Origin of the sequence: Butyricicoccus sp. AF18-9LB (genome assembly GCF_027684505.1) — a bacterium.
GTDB lineage: Bacteria > Bacillota > Clostridia > Oscillospirales > Butyricicoccaceae > Agathobaculum > Agathobaculum butyriciproducens.
Map to the genome: position 1 here is coordinate 19,072 of NZ_JAQCWA010000014.1, position 19,899 is coordinate 38,970.

A 19,899-nucleotide genomic window follows, 5' to 3' on the forward strand; every position below is an offset into this window, starting at 1 on the left:
TTTTATCTTTTCCTGGAGATATTGATGGTACGAATATTCAGAACTCTGCAGCTTCAGCAATACCTGAATAATATCTTCCGGCGATCCATTATTCTTTCTTACCTGTGTAATGACCTTATGCAGATTCTCACATTCCAAAACAATTCGATTTCGATACAAATCTTCCGAACCGACAAACTGCCTGTCTTCCGTTCGATAGTAGGTGCAACTTGGACAAAACCCGATTTCACCCGCTGGTCCACTGACCTTATAGCATTCACTTAAATCGCCCTCCAAAAAGCGTTTTGAGTAACATCTGCCGCCGTTATCCAGCCGTGTAAATTTTTCCTACCTCTAAAGTCGGCACATACTGACTGATGGTATACTCCTGTTTGCCTTTAATCAGACGTTTGTACTGATGATACGTTTTGCACTCAATCCAGTTCGTAATATTGCTGAAATAATGTGCGGACATCACCGGATTATCATGTCCTGCCAGCTCCATCGCGATCATCGGCGTTGCTCCCTCGGCAATCAAATTGATCAATGCAAGATGCCGCGTATCGCCAAGATTCATATATTGGATTTCGCCATCCTTCAATGCAGTAGAATCCTTTTCATACAGAACCTTGTATCCGTACCGTTCACATATAATCTGATTGTAAAAATAGCGTAGGCAAGTATTTAAATTTATATAGGTAAAATACCGGCTGTTATATGGCCGGCAGCGTTCCCATTTCATGTAGTGCACATCCGCAGCAAACAGCGTATCAATATCGTTCACCGAGCAGTCCTTGATATGATCCTGATACCACTGAATTGTCTTTCCCAACGTTTCCGGAATAACATAGCTTCGTTCTTCGTAATCGTCCCGAATATGGTAGGATACCCTTTTACGCAATCCTTTTATTCGGTTTCTTCGAATGGTAAGTTTCCATTCTCCATTGACATGATGCAGGCAATTCTTCGGCGTTAAGACAAACTCGCGCGGCCGCAGTGGAAGTACGCCAGAAACCTTCCACCAAAGATAAATCGGGAAGTAAAACAGCTTTTCACTTTCGTCCTCAGTTTCCTTCCAGAACCGGTCGACAATATCTCCGAACCGGAAATATGTATCAAATGATGCCAGCTTTCTCTGTCCGCCATTAGAATACATTCGTGTGGCATCGTCAACCGATTGCAGAGCGTCCTCGATTTCCGCGATTTCATTTTCCCGTTTTTCCGGCGGCAACAGCGCGAAAAAATCAAGCAGATGGGAAGCATTCATGATACTTTCTTTTTCATGGATATGCGCCAGTTCCCGTATCGGGCAGCGAATGACTTTCTTTACGCTGTATATGAACTCCTGCAGCGACAGCAGTGCCAGTTCACCCATACGGAACATTACATACGTTTTCCAGTAATCAATAAACTCGGCAAGAGTCATCTTCAAATAGGCAGCGTACTCTCCGAATTCATCGACTGTTATCCGAAAATCGAAGTTATATCTGCTGTACTCATCACACAGGTGCCAGACATCATCTTCAAATACGCAGTTTTCAATGACCCGTTCTTCTCGATACCCTCGGAAGATCTTCTTTGCCGAGACAACCGAACGCATATCCATATCCGGAATAGACAAAATCGATTCAAACTTGCTGATTTTTTCGACTGTATTCATCGTTCACCTCCCGAATGATCTGTTCAAAATCGTTTTTCACCTTTGTGCCATAAGTCTCATCTATGCAGTACAGTATTTCATCCAAAGTAGGAAGAATAATCTCTTTTAGGATAGCAATATACTTTTTCTTCTGCTGAATATTTCCTGTCTTCTTATATAGTGCTTTCAGACGGTTGACTTCACTGATCATCAGCCACATCGTAGACTTCGTGCTGATTTCATATTGACAGCTAATACAGTTCGTTCTGTCCGTATATGGGCAAACTTTTCCGCAGGCCGTGATCAGACAAAGCGTTTCATCCTGTTTAGATACCGCTTCACCTGCACCAATACGATGTAATACCAGGAGAATATCCTTTGATGAAACTGCAGTATAAAGCTCGCGCGCAGTCTTTACGGCACGTTCCATAGTCATTTGGGCCAGACCCACAGACCGTTCTACTTCCGATGGTGTCAAATTCAGTTCTTGAATCAGCTTTGTCTGCGTATGGAGAGACAGCTTCTGGTACTCTTTTCCCGCCAGTATCTTCAGCAGCGTTGAAGGTATAAACGACAGCACACCGCGTTCAAACAACTCTCTCGCTACAAACTCCGGAGAAAATCCAGACATCTTTGCGTCTCGCAGATAAACGCTGGTCGTCTTTGCAAATTCGCCATATGAACCCTTATGAGAACGCGCCAGAGCAGCCAGCATATATCCTTTGACAGAAAACTGGTCATCATTTTTCAGAATATCATCTGTCAGTACATAGATCATCTGCATGAATGCTTTGTTGGCCGAGCGTGACCGGAAATTAGACTCCAGAAAAAGCTCACCGATTTCTTCTCCCATATAGCGCGAAATCTGTTCATACGTCGCAATCGTCCGAATCAGCGGCTTGTCCTCAGGCAATCCACTAATTTGATGGAATGCCTCTGCGACAGCAAACAGCTTGCCAAAGTGTACTTCTACGCTTTCCGGCACATGGAACTTGATACTCGCCACACCAGTAGTCCCTTGTGTTTTGCTCGGCGTAAGTTGAAGCACAGATAGGCGATATAAAATAGAGTACAGTGTCAGCCGGGCATCAACATCTTCAAACGAGCCATCCTGTACTCGTTCCAGTACCTCTTCCGGCGTCATCGTAAGTTTTGGGTGCGGAATTCGCACAATATCCGTATTCCGTATCACGCTGATGAAATGTACCGAAATAAAAAGCCATGTATCAACAAAGTTTTTTGACGTCGCAGCCTTGGTATACATATCGTTTTCTGCAATATAATTCTCATTGAACATATGGAAAATAATTTTCAGATAATCGTCTGGATCATAGGCTTCTGCATTTTTAGAATTTGTACTGTATGGATTCATAAAATAGTCCCGATAGTAAAGTGTCTTGCAGTGTACCCGAGTCCAGTTGATAAAATCTGCCAGAATATCACCGAAAATCTTTGGAAGATGATCGAAACCGTCTGACATGAGTGAGGCGATCTCCTGATCTGTTGAAGTTTCCAGTTCTCCCGGCAGAAAATACAGAAGGAAATCCAGTACCTTATTGGCTGCCTCTGTTTCCAGTCCCACATCTTTGCAATACCGTCTGAATGCTGCTTCTGTCGCTGGCAACTGCTGTTTTAATTTTTTTATCAGTTTCTTGTTTTTTTCTTCTTCATTACAGTCATAATGCTGACAGAATTCCTCCAATGATTTACGGCACCGCTCAAACTGCGCATCCTCCATCAGGATCCTGCCGTTTTCCGTAACTTCAGGCTGCGTTCCAAACCACTGGTTGCTAACGAAAAACGTGGAAACATCAAACATAAATTCGGTATTGATAATATGATATTCTGTTTTAAGTTTTTCAATTTGGTCAGACAAATCAATCATGCATACCTTCCTTTAGCGCCATTTGCTGCTTCTCCGATTTCCAAAGCGAATAATTAAAAATCTCGCTGCTGACTTTCTCATACTGCCGCTCCAGATCACTTTTATTGTTGATATAAGTAAGCGCCGACTCCGGCGATTTATCTCCGCGCCAGTACATCAAGCCTTCTACGCCTTCTCCATATAAGGTCAGTTTCACTGAGAACCAGTGCCGAAAGATATGCGGACTAATCTGTTTTTCCATCAGCAACTGTCCATAGGTCACTACCTCAAAATCATCACTTGCCAGCATTTCCGGAATACACGCCTCTACAACATCATGGAATGCCTTGCGGTAGCTGTCATAAGCGAAAGCCTTGCCATCTCTGGTTAACGTCAGTGCGCCATATTTTGCCTCGTACTTACGGCCTTGTATGTAACTCATATATCTCTGATAGCAGGCATAGAACACCTCAAGGAATGCCGGATACACGCGCTGTTCGCGTTCCTTTTTGATCTTACCCACACTGACCAGATCTGAGCGCAGCACCAATTCTTTTTTCAAGTCAATAAAGATATTCTTAATGTTACCGTCTGCCATCTCAAAGCGAATACCTGCGCCAAGCGGTGAATCTGTTCGGCGGACATTACAGGCCTCAGACGGACGCAGACCGGCAAAAGCGCCCAGTGCTGCAAGCATCAACAAGTTCGGATAGATGGTCATAATCCGATTGAAAATAATCTGAAAAACCTTTTCCGGCAGGTCACGCAACATTGGACGCACCTCGTTACCGTACAGCACCTCAAAGATTGGTTTTCTAATCGTGATATATCTTTTTTTCTGTTTGCTGTACTTCTTCTCCTGCGTGTACAGATCACTGATTTTCATTTTGCAGCTTGTATTCTGCCGCAGCATTTCCTCCAGAAAATCCATCACATTGGTAATACAGCGCTCTACCGTTGACCTGGCACGATGTGCAGTCTGGGTATCTCCCTGAAGCCGACATAAGCCGTAATCATTCAAGAAATCCCTTACCATCTCTTTCTTTATGTCAGTCAGCTTATCGATATGGTATTGGTCGAAAAACACATAGTTCAGCAGCTTGACGATGTTATTCGCCGCTGGTGCATTATCGCTGGAAACACTTCGGCTGCCGCCGCCACGCACATACTTATGAAAATCCGTCCAGGCGAGAACCTCATCGTCTTCCTTGAGAACAATCATACTCCGCTGTATCAGTTCCGTGTCTTTATAGACTAATTTGTGCTTATAAACCGCAAATCTCATATACACACCCAGCGCGATTGCAACTATTCCAAGCACAATCGTCATACGTTTCCTTATTTTCTATACTCTTATGTCAGAATAACAATCATTGTAGGCATCGAACCAACAATCTTTCATTTTCAGCCATTAGAAATGAATTTAGCCCATACGGACCTCTGCGTATCTAGCCTATATTGATTTACAAATCGAATATCCGACATCCATTTATCGCACGCATCAGCGTATTTATAATTTCCCTCATGGGTATTAACAAGCCATTCGATATGATTCAGTATATCCGTTTTGCTCATCAACCGAGAATCCATCAAATTCTTCAGCAATTCCTGCCGTTGTCCATCAGTCAGTCCCTCATTCTTGCTGACGGTATAGCCATACAGTCGCAAGGTAGACATATCCGAAAGATCAGCCATAGAAAACGATGTACTATTCGGTGCATATGTTTTCAGTTTCATCAAAGGGAATCCATATTGCTTTGCATACTCCAGATAGCTAGTTTCATTGATAAAATACCGATCCCCTTGTTTATCATAATAGACATTGAACGGAACCGGCATATTTCTGTTTGCGCATAGCACATAGGCTGTAACCGGTGTGTAATTCTGCTCAATATTACTGATATGCTTATGCGAATACACATAAACTGTTGTAATTTTATTCGGATTACGGAATGTATCATCACCAAGAATGTCGATAGCTGCATCGCTTAGTATAGTTGCTTCGCAAATATGGTGTTTTTCGCCTTTGTACTCAAAATCCCGTAAACCTTGCATCAAGGTTGCAAGAATAGTCTGCGAAAAACCTCGGTGAATCCAAAAGTTTGTATCCGATTTTTCACGCGCATCACTTATAAGAAATATTTCATGATTTTCATTTTTACTGCCCAAAATGACAGACAAACATGCGCTGGATGGAACCCCGTCTTTTCTAGACAAATTAAATTTTATTCTCAAAACCAAACAACGCCTGTATAGCGCTACCTCTTTTTTATGTTGTATATACTTTTGTGGATCGCTCAAATAATCATCTAATTCTTCAATCTCTCCTTCAAAATCCTCTTGATCTTGAATAAATATTCCTATCTGTTTTCCGTATTTATGAACAGATAAAAAGTCTTTCAGCGTCTCATCTTCGTAAAAATCAGGTTCGTTCATCTCAAGTGTGTATAGCTTAGATTTTAAGACATCCCTTTTATGATTTGCTTCTGCTATACTTAATTGAGATATATCCTCTCGTGACGAAAGTTCCACCATAACACCTTTGACAATATATTTTCCAATGAAAAAGCTAATAGTGGAGAAAGCATATTCCTCATTTTTCAAAAGGCAACTAAACCACTCGCTTGAATTGCTATCGTAATTATTACGGCAGCGAACCTGAAACAAACCACCTGACGATCCAGCATAAGAATAATTAAAAAATGAAGCTACTGCAAGATCAATATGAATTTCCTCGCCGATCAATATAGTTAATTGTTCAGCAATCTTTTCTAATTCACCATAACAATACTCTCGCACAGTTGCTTTTTGTTCGCTTTCTCCTTTTAACCACAGTCGTCCCCAAGTGATACCAATTGCTCGAATTACTTCACAGCAATGCATATATACCGTCAAATATTTATATGTCCACCCAGCATCAATCAGCTCTTTCGGCGTAATATCCCTATCCTTTTCATAGGCATCTACAAATACTTGTGCTACTGCGTTCATTTTAATTCTCCGATCCCATCACATTATCCGTCCACATTTCACACTGACTCATTACAGTCTGGATTGCATCTTCCATGCCTTCCGGCGGATAATGGTGATGTCTCAAAAGTCGCTTTACTAAACGGCGCATATTCGCCCGTGCGCCCTCTTTTTTCTGCCAATCGATGGTACGGTTTTTACGAAGAAGGTCTGTCAGCTCCTTGGTAAGCGCAATCAAATCTTCATTTTTATAAAGATCCTTAATTGCTTGGGGTTTTGTCAGAGCATCATAAAATGCCAATTCCTCTGCTGTCAGCCCTAGCTTTTTACCAGCTGCCGCCTCTGCTGCAATGTCCTTTGCCAATTTCAGCAGCTCTTCAATGACTTCTTCGTTTGTCAGCATACCGTTCAAATACCGGTTCATTGCACTCTGAATGATTTCCGAGAACTTTTCAGACTTCACAACGTTTGTCTTTCGGTAAACTGATACCTGCTCCGCAATCAGCTTTTTCAGCAGTTCGACAGCAAGATTCTTTTCTTTCATCCGCGCGATTTCTTCAAGAAACTTGGGATCGAAAATCGAAAATTCTGTCTGAACATCCGAAAACAGGTTGATCACGCCTTCACTCTTGATGCTGTTCTTGAGCAATTCGTTGATTCGCTCGTTTACCTCTGGAAGTGTGAATTTCTTCCCAGTTCCGCCTGTGAGCAATCGAACAACCATCGTTCTTACAGCATCAAAGAACGCCGCTTCAATGCGAATCTGTTCATTGACTAAACTGCTGCATAGCGAAAGAGCCTGTCGAAGTAACAGTGCTTCCTTGATAAAGATATTCTGTGTCTTTTCCTTATCCGGCAAGTCATGTTCGGCTACACTTTTCCCGAGGATAAAATTCACACCGCCGCTGATTGTTTTTGCCCTTTCCAAGTCTGAACCATTCATAAATTTAGAATAATCAAATCCATGGAAAAAGTCTCGACAAACTTCCAGTTTTTCAAGGAATTTCGGATATGCTGCCTTACTGACATCCGTGTTACCGTAATTTTTGCGATCACGAGCAGTATAGTCATTCATGGCCTGCTTCAAAGCTGAAGCAATGCCAACGTAATCGACAATCAGACCGCCCTCTTTATCCTTGAAAACACGGTTTACACGCGCAATCGCCTGCATTAAATTATGACCAGACATCGGCTTGTACACATACATTGTTGCCAGCGATGGTACATCAAATCCTGTCAGCCACATATCTACGACAATGGCAATCTTCAGCGGTGAGTTATTATCCTTAAACTTCCGCGCCATATCATCTTTATGTGCTTTATTTCCGATAATTTCCCGCCATTCCTCAGGATCGTTATTACCCTGTGTCATGACTACGCCGATTTTTTCTGTCCATGTCGGACGAAGTTCCAGAATCCGCTTATAAATCTTCATCGCAATCGGACGTGAATACGCTGCAATCATCGCCTTGCCCGTCAGAATGTTCTGCCGGTAATTCTCGTAATGATCAAGGATATCGTCAACCAGCGAGTTAATAGTCTGATCAGCGCCTAAAATCGCCTCCATCTGACCGAGCTCTTTTTTGCTCTTTTCGATAACGTATGGATCTGTATTTTCTGCCATAATATCGTATTCACGGTCAATTAGATGCAGCGTTGCTTCGTCAAGTTTGAGATGTATAACACGGCTTTCATAATAGACCGGTCGTGTTGCGCCATCTTCGACTGCTTGTGTCATATCATAGATGTCGATATAATCACCGAAAACTTCTCGTGTACTGCGATCTTTCGTAGAAATAGGGGTACCCGTAAATCCAATATATGTAGCGTTAGGCAGGCTATCTCGAATGACACGTGCAGTACCGATAACGGTCTTCGCTTCAACTTCACCATTATCCTTTTGCGTCACAACAACTTTTTCATTAAGTCCATACTGTCCACGATGCGCTTCGTCTGCCATTACAATAATGTTTCTACGTTCCGACAACGGCTCGCTGCTTTCTTCGAACTTCTGCATGGTCGTAAAGATAATACCATTTGCCTGGCGATTTTCCAGAAGTTCTTTCAGATGTTTGCGGCTTTCTGCCTGCTGTGGAGTCTGGCGCAGAAAATCTTTACAGCGAGAGAATTGACCATAAAGCTGGTTATCCAGATCATTTCGGTCTGTGATAACTACAATCGTAGGACTTTCTAACACTTTTTGCAAGCCATGCGCATAGAAAACCATAGATAAGGATTTACCACTGCCCTGGGTATGCCAGAACACGCCACCCTTACCATCCGTTACCGTCGCATGTTTGGTAGACTCCAGTGCTTTTTTGACAGCAAAATATTGATGGTATCCTGCAAGCACTTTAAACGTATTTTGCCCATCCACATTAAAGCAAATGAAGTTCTTCAGAATATCCAAGAAACGTGTTTTCTCGAACATTCCCTCAAAGAAAGTATCAAACGTTGCATATTGTGTATTCTCATAACTGCCGTCAACCGTCTTCCATGCCATAAAGCGATCCTCGCCAGATGTAATCGTACCCGCGCGAGAAGTTGTCATATCACTCATTACGCAAATCGCATTATAGACAAACATCGACGGAATTTCATACATGTAGTTACGCAACTGACGATAAGCCGCCGATGCATCCGTTTCCTCGCGGGACGGGGATTTCAGCTCAACAACAACCAGCGGCAATCCATTCACAAAGAGAATAATATCCGGTCGTTTTTCAGAATTCTCAATAAAAGTCCATTGATTAACCACCGTAAACTCATTATTGGCAGTATTTTTGAAGTCAATAAGATAAACGAGGCCAGCGCGTTCCTCGCCATTGTCCATATATTTTACAGGAACACCATTTTGCAGATAATCCATGAACACCATATTTTTCTGCAGCAGGGTACCCGTTTCAAAATTTTTCAGTTTATATATTGCTTCATTCAAAGCGTTCATAGATAAGTCTTTATTTACACGCTGAAGGCAGGGTAACAACAAATCTTCATAAAGCGGAGAATGATAATCACGTTCTACATCCGGGCCATAGACATAGGTATAGCCCAAATTTTGATTAAACAACTCAATAATCGAATTTTCATAATCTGCTTCTGTATATACTCCTTGCATGATTACACCCCTTCATACGCTAGGCAACATACTTGCTCTGCATTTAAATCGATTGTATATCTCTCAGCCATGATTTCTAACAGAATATTTTGCTCATATTTGGTTGCATATATGTCTTGGTACTGTAGTTGAATCGTGTATTTACCTGCACATTCTGGCGGACACTCTATAAAAACCTCTAAATCAAATTTGTGCGTTGTCGGCACACAAAACAGCAGTGAACTCAAATCCATCTTCTCATCATGCTCATGTCCACACTTGGCCAAACGACATTTTACATTGATTGCCGCACCATTTCCGCAATTCTGTACAAGTATTTTAATGTATGGCTGCATCACCGGCTTAAGCATCATCCCTGCCTCTCCCGCATTCACCGAATATGGTTGAGATAGTACTCTAGATTGCTCCTCTGTTAATTGATTTGATAAGGTAATCTTGTTTTTTCTAACCGTATAAACCAGTCTGTCAAGTAATATGTCCTCCCGTTGCCATGGCTCCAGCGTCAGTTTTCCCATCTTCTTGCCTTGTTCGCGCATCGTTCCCACCAAAGAGCCACTATATCGTGCAATATATTTATTGAACGAAAAGTATGGAATGACAGCCAATTTTTCAGTTTCTCGAGTTATATTCAGAATTTTGTCATTTGTTGTATTAGCTTGCTTAGCCAATGAAATAGATACTATTCCCAGCATAACTGTTCCAACCAGCGCTTCAAATCCAGCAATATAGCCGATAACATCGCCAGCTGTCCATTCAGCAGTCCAAAAGGTATTGACAGGATGATATTTGAAGAGTGCATGCACGATAATTAACGGACCACAAAACACCAGAAATGCAATAATAAAAGTAATTACTTTATGTTTCTTCAGCCATGTTAGAATATCATCCATAGAAAGCTCCTTTATATTCTATTATAAACGATAATTTAGCGGCTTAGAGCTGGACGGCAGAGACATCAATCTCACCGGACATGAGTTTGGGAAGTAGTGCATCCCGCATAGCACCCAAAGAGTTGTTCTCAAGGAAGTTTGCAGCAATGAGAGAAAACAAGGATTTTAGGGTGTCGGTGAAGACATCGGAGCTTTCACCTTTGGGACAAGGTATTTGACAAGCACCTAAGTCAGATGGTTTTATTGAGGGAAATGTTGAAGTGCTTTGTTCTGCCAACTGCTGCATTTTCTCAATGAAATCTCCTTCTGTCAGGCACAAATATATAAGCTCATTGCACACCAAGGGGGATTTGCTTCTTATGTCCGCAAACCCGGTGGACGCAAGCATATTGGGCAATGGATCGCTGATAATACCAAAGTGCTTTTGATTAGGACGCACCGTTGAGAATAAGACATCGCCTGCTGCGACTTTTCGCCTTGCTCGGCTTGGTAATTTCTCGCTTGAAGGAACAATGTGCTGGACGTCTGCTATAAATCCATCAGTAATGCTGCTTGTATCAAGGTAATTTACATACTCCCATGCTTCTTTCGGAGAATATGTATCAGGGTTGATTGCAGCAACATCGGCAAGAGGCAGCATCTCGTACCCGTCTTCATTTGTTGCAACCCACTGCTTTTTGATTACCTTTGCTTGAGCGAGTAAATTATCGTTTATCTGCCTGTTCACCTCAATCTTTTCGTCGAGAGCGGACAGTAGTAAAACGTTTTTTCCCATTTCTGTTGTGTCGCGAATAGGAATCGGCATCTCCACAAGAGACTTTATATTTAAGGTAGGTTGTACTGTCGTATTGAGGTTCTGTTCGATGTATGATTGTCCGCATGGAGAATCAAAATAATACTTCACCCACTTTGACATAAGCTCATCCTCAATGTCTATAAGTGCTGTTGCCCTTACCAAATTACATCCTGCAAATGATTTTGGCACAATTGCTGTCTTTCCAATAGTTCCAACAACGCTTACAATCATTCTCCACCATGCAAGCGAGTGCGAGAGTATTTAGCTTCATTCTCACGGGCGGTCGTATCTAATTCTGAAGGAGATTTCAATCCTGAGATCAAATTGTTGACTTTAATTACAGGAACCCCATCTGGGACACTTTGACCTGGTTGCACAATCCCATATCCAATTTTCCGATTGACCATGCTCCCCAAAGGCTTGTATTCCATTTTTACCCATCCTATCCGATGTATTTTCTATGTGCCAGCTTCACATTCTGCTGTTTCACCATTGCATAATGCATGGTGGTGTCGATTTTCTGATGCCCTAAGAGCTGCTGGACTTGCTCTATGGGCATTCCTTTGTCTATGGCAGTAGTAGCCAGTGTGCGTCTGAACTTGTGAGGGTGAACCTTCGGAATGTTCAGGCGCTTTCCCAGTTCCCGAAGGCGTGTCTCCACTCCGCCGATCATCAAGCGGTCAAAGGGAGCTTTCAGGGAAACAAACAAAGCTGGGTTTTCATCCGTTCGCCCCTCAAGATAGTTTTGAAGGTGAATCTTCGTCCTTGCGTCAAAGTAGACCAATCGTTCCTTATTGCCCTTGCCGATAACCACACATTCGCGCTCGTTGAAGTTGATGTCCTCGCGGTTTAGCGTGACCAGTTCTCCAACACGCATTCCGGACGAAGCCAAAAGATCAATCATTGCCAAGTCTCGTGCCGTTTTGCAGTTATCGCGCATCAACTCCAACGCTTCATCGGTGTAGGTGTCCTTGACCACCTTTGCTGTTTTGACTTTATGGATCCGGCGCACCGGGCTTTTCACAATGAAATCCTCATCTTCAAGCCACGAGAAGAAGCTGGACAGAATCCGACGAATGTTGTCTATGGTCACTTTACTCGACCTTCGCTGAACCTGATAGTTGGTCAGATAGCGGCGCAAGTCATCTGTGGTGATCTGCTGCACAGCCTTTCTGACTCCGGCAGTCAGAGCCTCAATCGTCTTCCGGTAGTAGCTCAGGGTTTTCTCTGAGCAACCTTCGATCTGTTTTGCCGTGATAAATGCCTCGACTGCATCTGTTTCTTCTGCTGGAATTGAGCCACTATCATAGGTGATCGTTGCCCCAACTAATGTCTCAGTCATTGCATCCCGAAGGTGCATGAGCTGTTCGTTGTTGAGATATGGCAGCATTTTTTGCTGTATCTCCGTGATGAGTTGTTCTGTCATTGTCGCGTCTCCTTTCGAGGTAAGAGAACGACATTCAGTGGCAGTCCCTTTTGTAAAACTCTCGCCACTGGTGAGAGAAACCTATTTATCTGGTATTTGTGTGGATGACAGCTAATGAGTACACTTGTACTCGCCCATTATTCGTAATCCTCACTCGTCCATCCTTAACAAGATTTTTAACAATACGTGAGGTTGTGGCTTGTGATAATTTTACGTCCAATGAAATCTGCTTTAGCGTTACATTGCCGCAGGAGTCTATGTACCGCAACACTCGTTCCTCATTTCCTGTTCTGCTGCTCAAAAATCTCTGGTCGTTACCTTCAACAGCAATATAGCTTCTAAGAAATGCCAAGAAACGCGTTTGAAAGTGTGTGTTAACTTCGTCATGGAAGGCACCTTTAATGAACATATCAAGAGAACGCCAATTCTCTCCCGGATTCCCATTATTTACACAGTTCACTATGCCATTAAAGAGGCTTATCGCCTTAGTTGGCTTCTCATTCAACAGCGCCCAGTATAACGTATTATAATAATGTGGGATCCATCCTGCATCTATTGCCATATTTGTAAAGTTGATTATGTTTTCTGGCTCATTTAGAAAATCAAAATTAAAATATCGCATGACGCAAATGTCTTTACCGTTTATGTTTTCTCGAAAACAGTCAATTGGGTAGACATATGCTTCAATATCCTGAAACACCTCGTCGGTTAAGGCTATCCCAGCAGTTTTGATACTTCCCTCCATTAAATACGCATCTACATAAGCCTGACCAACAATCAAACCTTTTTGCAAGGAGGGAATTTCTCTCGCTTCGACCCTATCAAATTCACCCTTTGCAATAGCGCCTCGAATCAAAATACCGTTGTCTATGAATTCTCGTTGGCATATCTTCTCGACTAATGTAAGTAGTTGGGAGACAGCTTGTGTACTTGTATCACACGTATAAAGTATAAAGGAATCACTTACAATATATCCTTCTACCAATGTAGGACTCATGTTTTCCCACTGTTCAAAGGCAGTTGTAGAAAACCGTCCAATAAATGATTTTGCATCTTATTGTTTGAGTTTTTTCAACTTTTCCTTAAATCCCAATATATCAAGAAAGGCAACATACTTACTCATATTCAACCCCCATCTTGTTTTTTGCATTTTTCGGCTATAAACGATAATTTACAGCAGCAAGCGATGTCATTGTATGCTGAAATGTTCCTCAACAGCTCCGACAGCAATGTTACCTCTGGAACTCTCAGTGACATTGCAGTCATCACAATGGGGCAGTCTCCGAGTGGCAGCAGCTACAACGAAGACGGTGTTGGCGAGGTTTTCTATCAGGGACGAGCCGAATTTGGATTTCGTTTTCCCAAACGGCGGCTTTTTACCACCGAACCTAAACGCAAGGCTGAGGCTGGCGATGTCCTTCTCAGCGTCCGCGCTCCCGTGGGTGATCTCAATATAGCGTACGAGAGATGCTGCATTGGGCGCGGCTTAGGTGCTATTCATAGTAAAACTGGTCACAGTTCGTTTGTTCTCTATACTATGTTTGCACTCAGGTCTCAGCTTGATGTTTTTAATGGCGAGGGTACAGTCTTCGGCTCCATCAATAGGGATGCACTCAATGCCATACCGATTGATATTCCTCCTGTAACTGAAATCGATCAGTTTGAGGTTGTCGCTCATCCGATAGATGAGTTAATCCGCGCCAACTACGAAGAAAACTGCCGATTGGAAGCAATCCGTGACTCTCTGCTGCCCAAGTTGATGTCCGGCGAGATTGATGTCTGTGCTGTCCAACTTTAAGCCGCTAAATTATCGTTTACCTTTATATTACTTTCAATTTTGCTATCCAAAGCAGCTAAAACAGAGGCTATCCGTTGCTGTTCAGCTTTACTAACCGGAACATGAACACGGATCCCTCGCATAGTGTTTCCAGATACTTCCTTGAATGTTGTCCCACTTCCCATTGCTTCGATAGCACTCTTGTTGAATTTAAGCAGATAATACAAAAACATCGGATCATTATCTTCATTTGCAATAATGCTTTTGAATCCCTGATTTGTGCAAACAGGATTTGAAGCAATAGCAACATAGCCGATTGGTGCGCGGGAAGAGAACAATACCGTATTCTTTGGCATTATCTGCGTAGAGCAACTGTGTAGTCCTTTCTCTGTGATATTTCGCTCACCATGCGAAATGAATCGCCCCTTTAATGTGGATAGATCCTTCGGAGTAATCCACGCTATATCACCGCCATAGTTTTGTTCATCTTTTGTTGAAGGCGTTGCTCCACCAACAATTTCTCCGAGTTCTGCCAGAGTACACTCCTTCCAATCAGATGCCATATCCAATCGCCCCCAGTCTTTCTCTGATCTCATTTTCAAGATCGTGAGACTTCACAAAAAGCTCAGACAGTTCAGAAGTCAGACGCCCCATTTTCTCTTCAAACGGCTCACCGTCATCTTCCTGTTCCTCAATGCCAACATAGCGTCCCGGTGTGAGGATATAGTCCTGCTTAGCAATATCCTGCGTAGTGACAACCGCAGAGAATCCCTTCTTATCCTCAAGCGTTCCATCAACGAAGGTATTGTAGGTGTCAGCAATTTTCTTGATGTCTTTATCCGTCAGTTCACGCAGTTTTCGCGTGACCATAGTGCCGAGCTTTCGTGCATCGATGAATAGCGTCTTGCCTTTCTGTTTCTTGTTCTTTGCAAGAAACCAAAGCGATACAGGAATCTGTGTCGTGTAGAAGAGCTGCGTCGGCATTGCAACGATGCAGTCTACAAGGTCAGCATTGATAATGTTCTTGCGGATTTCGCCCTCGCCGCCAGACTGCGAGGACAGCGAACCATTTGCAAGCACCATACCAATACGACCATTTGGAGCAAGGTGCCAAATCATGTGCTGCAACCATGCAAAGTTGGCATTGCCTGCGGGAGGCGTACCATACTGCCAGCGAACATCATCAGTTAGTTTATCTGCACCCCATCCAGAAAGGTTAAACGGGGGGTTCGCCATAATATAATCCGCCTTGAGCTGCGGGTGGCAATCATTGAAGAATGTGTCCGCATTAAACTTGCCGAGATCAGCTTCAATACCACGAATAGCCAGATTCATCTGCGCCATCTTCCATGTGGTCGGGTTGGAGTCCTGACCAAAGACGGAAATCTTATTGATATTTCCGCCGTGATTTTCGATAAACTTTGCGGACTGAACGAACATACCGCCAGAGCCACAGCACGGGTCATAAACACGTCCATTAAACGGCTGCAGCACTTCAACAAGGGTACGCACTACGCAAGAGGGGGTGTAGAACTCACCAGCAAGTTTACCTTCTTGCTCAGCAAACTTGGAGAGACAGTATTCGTATGTACGGCCAAGAATATCCTTGCTGCTTCCATGCTCAATCATCTGAATGTTGGTGAAGAGATCAACCACTTCGCCAAGACGCCGCTTGTCCAGCTCCGGACGGGCAAAGTTCTTGGGAAGAATATCTTTGAGACGCTTGTTCTCCTTTTCAATGCTGCGCATGGCATCATCAATTACCGTGCCTATTTCCGGAGTGTGGGCGGAAGCAGCAATCGTGCTCCATCTTGCATTCTCAGGGACGAAGAAAATGTTCTCTGCCGTGTATTCATCCTTGTCTTCTTCGAAGCCTTCGCCCTCATCGACCAATTCTCTATACTTTGCCTCGAAACGGTCGGATATATATTTCAGAAAAATCAGGCCTAATACGACCGATTTATATTCAGAAGCATCGATATTGCCGCGTAATACGCAGGCAGCATCCCATATCTGTTTTTCAAATCCAATATTTGATGTATTCTTTTCTGCCATACTCTTAACCTCCCATGATGTTATTCTATAAAATTTACTGTCCGAAAAAACGTACTAAACGACTCCAAGTATTACTGTATTGGTCATATCTCGTTCTATATCCATAAATTTTTTTGCATCTGCAAACAGATCTCTATTCGACAGGAAATCTTATAAACCTCTTATTAGTCATTATACACAAAACAAGCATTCAAAGCAATGATTCCGAAGGAGATTTATAGCATATTATGGTAATTACTCTATATATTTTTAAAGATATTGTCTCCGAGAGAAATCCTGCTAGCAAAGTAACAGCCGCAATCTGACACATTATATTTTCTCTATACATTTCTTCTCATCGAAAATTTGCTCCCCGCCCTTACTGCATCAATTATTTTCAAATAAATAAGAGGCTGCATTTTCTCTTATTATAAGAAAATGTAGCCTCTAAAACTCGTTATTTTTATCAGTCGCTTTTACGCACTAAATTTGTGAATCATCCATTTTATCGTTCATTCGGTGAAAAATTTTTTCCGGAGTTGCGTTCAATCTAAGACGGGCTTTCAGCGCGCTGTACCGTCTGCCCTTCTGGTTGTTATTTACCATATACGCTACCACATCCTGACTGCCGACGATAACAAGCAGGCGCTTCGCGCGTGTGATCGCGGTGTAGAGAATGTTGCGCGTGAGCAGCTTGCGCGGCAGACCGTCCGACAGAGCGAGCACCACCGCGTCAAACTCGCTGCCCTGCGATTTATGTACGGTGACGGCATACGCCAGCTCCAGCTCGTTCAGCATATCGAAGGTGTAGGTCGCAATGCGGTCGTCAAAGCGAATCACCATGCACTCCTGCTGCGGAAAAATGCGGATGATCTCGCCGACGTCGCCGTTGAACACGCCGGTTCCCTGCTCGTCGTCCCCCTGCTTTTCCCACACGATGTCGTAGTTGTTTCGCACCTGCATCACGCGGTCGCCCTCGCGGAAAATGGTGTCTCCGAAGCGCTTTTCCAGTTTGCTTTCACTCGGTGGATTGAGCGCCTCCTGCAGACGGCGGTTGAGCGGAATGGTTCCGCTGCCGTGCCGCTTGGCAGGCGAAAGCACCTGTATCTGTGCAGGAGTGAAGCCGTAGTGCTTGGGCAGTCTCTGGGCGCAAAGCTGTGCCACCGTTTCGATAACAGACGCCGGATCCGCCCGTTTCATGATGAAAAAGTCGCCGTCCGCACCGGATGGCCTGGGCATTTCACCCGCGTTGACCGCGTGCGCGTTCATGACAATATCCGACTGCTGCGCCTGCCGGAAGATCTCGGTCAGCTGAATGGTCGGCACCCGATGTGAGGTGATCAGGTCGCGCAGGAAGTTGCCCGGACCGACCGGCGGCAGCTGATCGGCATCGCCGACGAGCACGAGCCGTGCACCGTGCGGCAGCGCATTGATGAGCGCCTGCATGAGCGTGATGTCCACCATGGACACCTCGTCCAGAATGACCGCGTCGCACTCGAGCGGATTGGTCACACTGCGGGCAAACACCGTGCGTCCGCCGCCCGCAAAGCCTGCCTCGAGCAGCCGGTGAATGGTTTTCGCCTCCATGCCGGTCAGGTCGGAAAGACGTTTTGCCGCGCGGCCGGTCGGCGCGGCGAGCAGCGTGTCCAGTCCCAGTGCCTCAAACACCTGCAGGATGCCGCGCACCGTGGTCGTTTTGCCGGTACCCGGTCCGCCGGTCAGGATAACAAGACCATTGCGTGCAGCCGTTGAAATCGCAAGCTGCTGTTTCTCGGAAAAAGTGAACTCACTGCTCTCCAAAAGCGCGGAAAGCAGCTCATCCACGTCAAAATCGTACTCATAATTACGCTCTGCCATGTAGCCGAGCATTTCGGCAAGGTAGGCCTCCGCGTCGTGCATATCGCGCAGATAGACCGCGTCGCGGTCCGCGATGTGCTCGCGCACCAGCCGCCCCTTCTCCTCCAGACGGGAAATGCCGTGCAGCGCCCGGTCCTCGTCCACGACCACGTCATCGTCGCTCAGCAGCATGCACACCGCGTACAGCAGCTTCTCCACCGGGATGAACGTGTGGCCGTTGTTCAGGTTGAAGGTCAGCGTATACAGAATGCCCGCGTCCACGCGCTCATCGCTCAGCAGCGACAGCCCCAACTCCATCGCCAGACCGTCCGCCAGCTTGAAATCCACATCATAGTATGGGTCACACAGCAGATACGGGTTCTCGCACAGCGCGTCGATGGCGCTTTCGTGCAGGCGCTTATACAGCAGCGGCGTGAGCGCGACCGGCAGGCCGTGTTCGCTCAGGAAGTCCATCAGCAGGCGCATTTCGCTCTGTTCAGTGAACTGACGGCCGATCTCCTTCGCCTTGCGGTCGGTAATGCCTCGCAGCTCCGACAGACGCTCCGGCTCGTGCATAAGAATGTCAAACGTGTCTTCACCGAACTTTTCCGCAATTTTTGCCGCCAGCCGCGGACCGATGCCGCGAATCAGACCCGAACCGAGGTACTCTGCGATGCCGCGCACCGAAGTCGGCAGCCGGCGCTCAAACGCCTCGGTCGCAAACTGTTCGCCGTAGGTCGGGTGCGTCACCCAACAGCCGGTCAGAATGACCTCCTCACCCAGTCCAATGTTGGGAAGCGTGCCGGTCGCCGTGACCTCGGCTCCGTTTTCCGCAGCAAGGCGCAGCACGGCGTAGCCGTTTTCATCGTTGTAGTAAACGATCTGCTGCACCGTGCCGCGCACGATCAAATATTCTCTTTCGTCCAACGTCCCACCGTCCCAACTTGTCATTCCAGATAGGTTATGTCCTGCCGTGCCGCCATGTATTTGGCGATGTTCTGTCCCTGTCCGCTGCCGATTTCGACAAATGTGATCAGCAGACCGGAAAAATACTGCCGCCGCACGCGCAGTGCCGCGCGGATCAGATGTTCACTGACGGCATCGCAGCCGTCGCCGTACAGCGTCAGCTCCGCCGAGCCGTGCAGCCGCAGCAGCCGCGCGGAGACGATCTCGTACACCGTGTGCAGCACGGTGTAAAATCCCACCGCGGCAAATACCGCCAGAACCGATTGCAGAAAAACAGACATGAGCGTTCCCTCCTGCTATCAGCCTATGCACGGAGGGAATACTTTGTTAGTATATAGTATAGCACAATTGTTCGGATAAGTAAACCGAGCAGAAAATCAGGGAATAATTGAAAATGAAGAATGGAGAATGAACGTGATGATAGAACGATAACCAAATTTCATTTTCCATTCCTAAAAAAGAGACGCTTTCGCGTCTCTTTCAGTCTGTCGAAAAAGTCGTATAGTCAGCATTTTTCAGCATTTCGCGCGGCAGCGCGCATGAAATAGCATTTGCTCTGCAAATGCTCAAAAAGGGGGAGCATGTATCACCCTTTTTGAACTTC

15 protein-coding genes are annotated in these 19,899 nt (G+C 44.9%); 1 reads left to right on the forward strand and 14 read right to left on the reverse strand.

Features of this window, described 5'->3' with window-relative positions; all coding sequences use genetic code 11:
* Window positions 1-304: 304 nt before the first annotated feature.
* The 10 genes from PGY33_RS09335 to PGY33_RS09380 form a co-directional block, all read right to left on the reverse strand.
* Window positions 305-1,639 carry a hypothetical protein gene (locus PGY33_RS09335; RefSeq protein ID WP_118479281.1) on the reverse strand — a complete coding sequence of 445 codons (1,335 nt, stop codon included), beginning with the start codon at window positions 1,637-1,639 and terminating at the stop codon, window positions 305-307.
* Window positions 1,608-3,503 carry a hypothetical protein gene (locus PGY33_RS09340; RefSeq protein WP_118479279.1) on the reverse strand — a complete coding sequence of 632 codons (1,896 nt, stop codon included), beginning with the start codon at window positions 3,501-3,503 and terminating at the stop codon, window positions 1,608-1,610. The genes PGY33_RS09335 and PGY33_RS09340 overlap by 32 nt, the downstream gene beginning before the upstream one ends.
* Window positions 3,496-4,812: a site-specific integrase gene (locus tag PGY33_RS09345; protein WP_118753382.1), complete on the reverse strand. Its 1,317-nt coding sequence runs from the start codon at window positions 4,810-4,812 to the stop codon at window positions 3,496-3,498. The genes PGY33_RS09340 and PGY33_RS09345 overlap by 8 nt, the downstream gene beginning before the upstream one ends.
* Before the next feature lie 74 nt (window positions 4,813-4,886).
* A complete protein-coding gene (locus tag PGY33_RS09350) occupies window positions 4,887-6,473 on the reverse strand; it encodes a hypothetical protein (protein ID WP_118479275.1) in 1,587 nt (528 codons plus the stop codon).
* A 1-nt stretch (window position 6,474) separates the two neighbouring features.
* Window positions 6,475-9,570, reverse strand: coding sequence for a type I restriction endonuclease subunit R (locus PGY33_RS09355; protein WP_118479273.1), 3,096 nt, complete (start codon window positions 9,568-9,570; stop codon window positions 6,475-6,477).
* 2 nt (window positions 9,571-9,572) lie between these two features.
* On the reverse strand, window positions 9,573-10,460 hold the full coding sequence (locus tag PGY33_RS09360) for a hypothetical protein (protein ID WP_118479271.1): 888 nt from the start codon (window positions 10,458-10,460) through the stop codon (window positions 9,573-9,575).
* A 43-nt stretch (window positions 10,461-10,503) separates the two neighbouring features.
* Window positions 10,504-11,487 carry a restriction endonuclease subunit S gene (locus PGY33_RS09365; RefSeq protein WP_270478379.1) on the reverse strand — a complete coding sequence of 328 codons (984 nt, stop codon included), beginning with the start codon at window positions 11,485-11,487 and terminating at the stop codon, window positions 10,504-10,506.
* On the reverse strand, window positions 11,484-11,687 hold the full coding sequence (locus PGY33_RS09370; protein ID WP_147356958.1) for a hypothetical protein: 204 nt from the start codon (window positions 11,685-11,687) through the stop codon (window positions 11,484-11,486). Before PGY33_RS09370 ends, PGY33_RS09365 begins: the two co-directional genes overlap by 4 nt.
* Window positions 11,688-11,698: 11 nt before the next feature.
* The gene (xerA, locus tag PGY33_RS09375) at window positions 11,699-12,682 is read right to left on the reverse strand and encodes a site-specific tyrosine recombinase/integron integrase (protein ID WP_118481401.1); all 984 of its coding nucleotides are present in this window, start codon (window positions 12,680-12,682) and stop codon (window positions 11,699-11,701) included.
* A gap of 85 nt (window positions 12,683-12,767) precedes the next feature.
* On the reverse strand, window positions 12,768-13,679 hold the full coding sequence (locus tag PGY33_RS09380) for a helix-turn-helix transcriptional regulator (protein WP_118481400.1): 912 nt from the start codon (window positions 13,677-13,679) through the stop codon (window positions 12,768-12,770).
* 60 nt (window positions 13,680-13,739) lie between these two features.
* Between PGY33_RS09380 and PGY33_RS09385 the strand changes: the two genes are divergently transcribed.
* Complete coding sequence (locus tag PGY33_RS09385) at window positions 13,740-14,480, forward strand: restriction endonuclease subunit S (protein ID WP_270478380.1); 741 nt, start codon at window positions 13,740-13,742, stop codon at window positions 14,478-14,480.
* Here PGY33_RS09385 and PGY33_RS09390 read toward each other — a convergent pair.
* The 4 genes from PGY33_RS09390 to PGY33_RS09405 form a co-directional block, all read right to left on the reverse strand.
* Window positions 14,477-15,022 carry a restriction endonuclease subunit S gene (locus tag PGY33_RS09390; RefSeq protein ID WP_199679682.1) on the reverse strand — a complete coding sequence of 182 codons (546 nt, stop codon included), beginning with the start codon at window positions 15,020-15,022 and terminating at the stop codon, window positions 14,477-14,479. The genes PGY33_RS09385 and PGY33_RS09390 overlap by 4 nt on opposite strands.
* Window positions 15,012-16,514 carry a class I SAM-dependent DNA methyltransferase gene (locus PGY33_RS09395; RefSeq protein ID WP_118480522.1) on the reverse strand — a complete coding sequence of 501 codons (1,503 nt, stop codon included), beginning with the start codon at window positions 16,512-16,514 and terminating at the stop codon, window positions 15,012-15,014. Before PGY33_RS09395 ends, PGY33_RS09390 begins: the two co-directional genes overlap by 11 nt.
* 462 nt (window positions 16,515-16,976) lie before the next feature.
* On the reverse strand, window positions 16,977-19,256 hold the full coding sequence (recD2, locus tag PGY33_RS09400; protein WP_270478381.1) for an SF1B family DNA helicase RecD2: 2,280 nt from the start codon (window positions 19,254-19,256) through the stop codon (window positions 16,977-16,979).
* Window positions 19,257-19,276: 20 nt separating this feature from the next.
* Window positions 19,277-19,576: a hypothetical protein gene (locus PGY33_RS09405; RefSeq protein ID WP_118480518.1), complete on the reverse strand. Its 300-nt coding sequence runs from the start codon at window positions 19,574-19,576 to the stop codon at window positions 19,277-19,279.
* Window positions 19,577-19,899 lie beyond the last annotated feature (323 nt).

Coding starts and splice junctions, on each gene's coding strand:
- PGY33_RS09380 (WP_118481400.1), bottom strand. CDS start 13,679: ATGAGTCCTACATTGGTAGAAGGATATATTGTAAGTGATTCCTTTATA.
- PGY33_RS09360 (WP_118479271.1), bottom strand. CDS start 10,460: ATGGATGATATTCTAACATGGCTGAAGAAACATAAAGTAATTACTTTT.
- PGY33_RS09350 (WP_118479275.1), bottom strand. CDS start 6,473: ATGAACGCAGTAGCACAAGTATTTGTAGATGCCTATGAAAAGGATAGG.
- xerA (WP_118481401.1), bottom strand. CDS start 12,682: ATGACAGAACAACTCATCACGGAGATACAGCAAAAAATGCTGCCATAT.
- PGY33_RS09335 (WP_118479281.1), bottom strand. CDS start 1,639: ATGAATACAGTCGAAAAAATCAGCAAGTTTGAATCGATTTTGTCTATT.
- PGY33_RS09370 (WP_147356958.1), bottom strand. CDS start 11,687: ATGGAATACAAGCCTTTGGGGAGCATGGTCAATCGGAAAATTGGATAT.
- PGY33_RS09355 (WP_118479273.1), bottom strand. CDS start 9,570: ATGCAAGGAGTATATACAGAAGCAGATTATGAAAATTCGATTATTGAG.
- PGY33_RS09390 (WP_199679682.1), bottom strand. CDS start 15,022: ATGGCATCTGATTGGAAGGAGTGTACTCTGGCAGAACTCGGAGAAATT.
- PGY33_RS09365 (WP_270478379.1), bottom strand. CDS start 11,487: ATGATTGTAAGCGTTGTTGGAACTATTGGAAAGACAGCAATTGTGCCA.
- PGY33_RS09340 (WP_118479279.1), bottom strand. CDS start 3,503: ATGATTGATTTGTCTGACCAAATTGAAAAACTTAAAACAGAATATCAT.
- PGY33_RS09345 (WP_118753382.1), bottom strand. CDS start 4,812: ATGACGATTGTGCTTGGAATAGTTGCAATCGCGCTGGGTGTGTATATG.
- PGY33_RS09405 (WP_118480518.1), bottom strand. CDS start 19,576: ATGTCTGTTTTTCTGCAATCGGTTCTGGCGGTATTTGCCGCGGTGGGA.
- PGY33_RS09395 (WP_118480522.1), bottom strand. CDS start 16,514: ATGGCAGAAAAGAATACATCAAATATTGGATTTGAAAAACAGATATGG.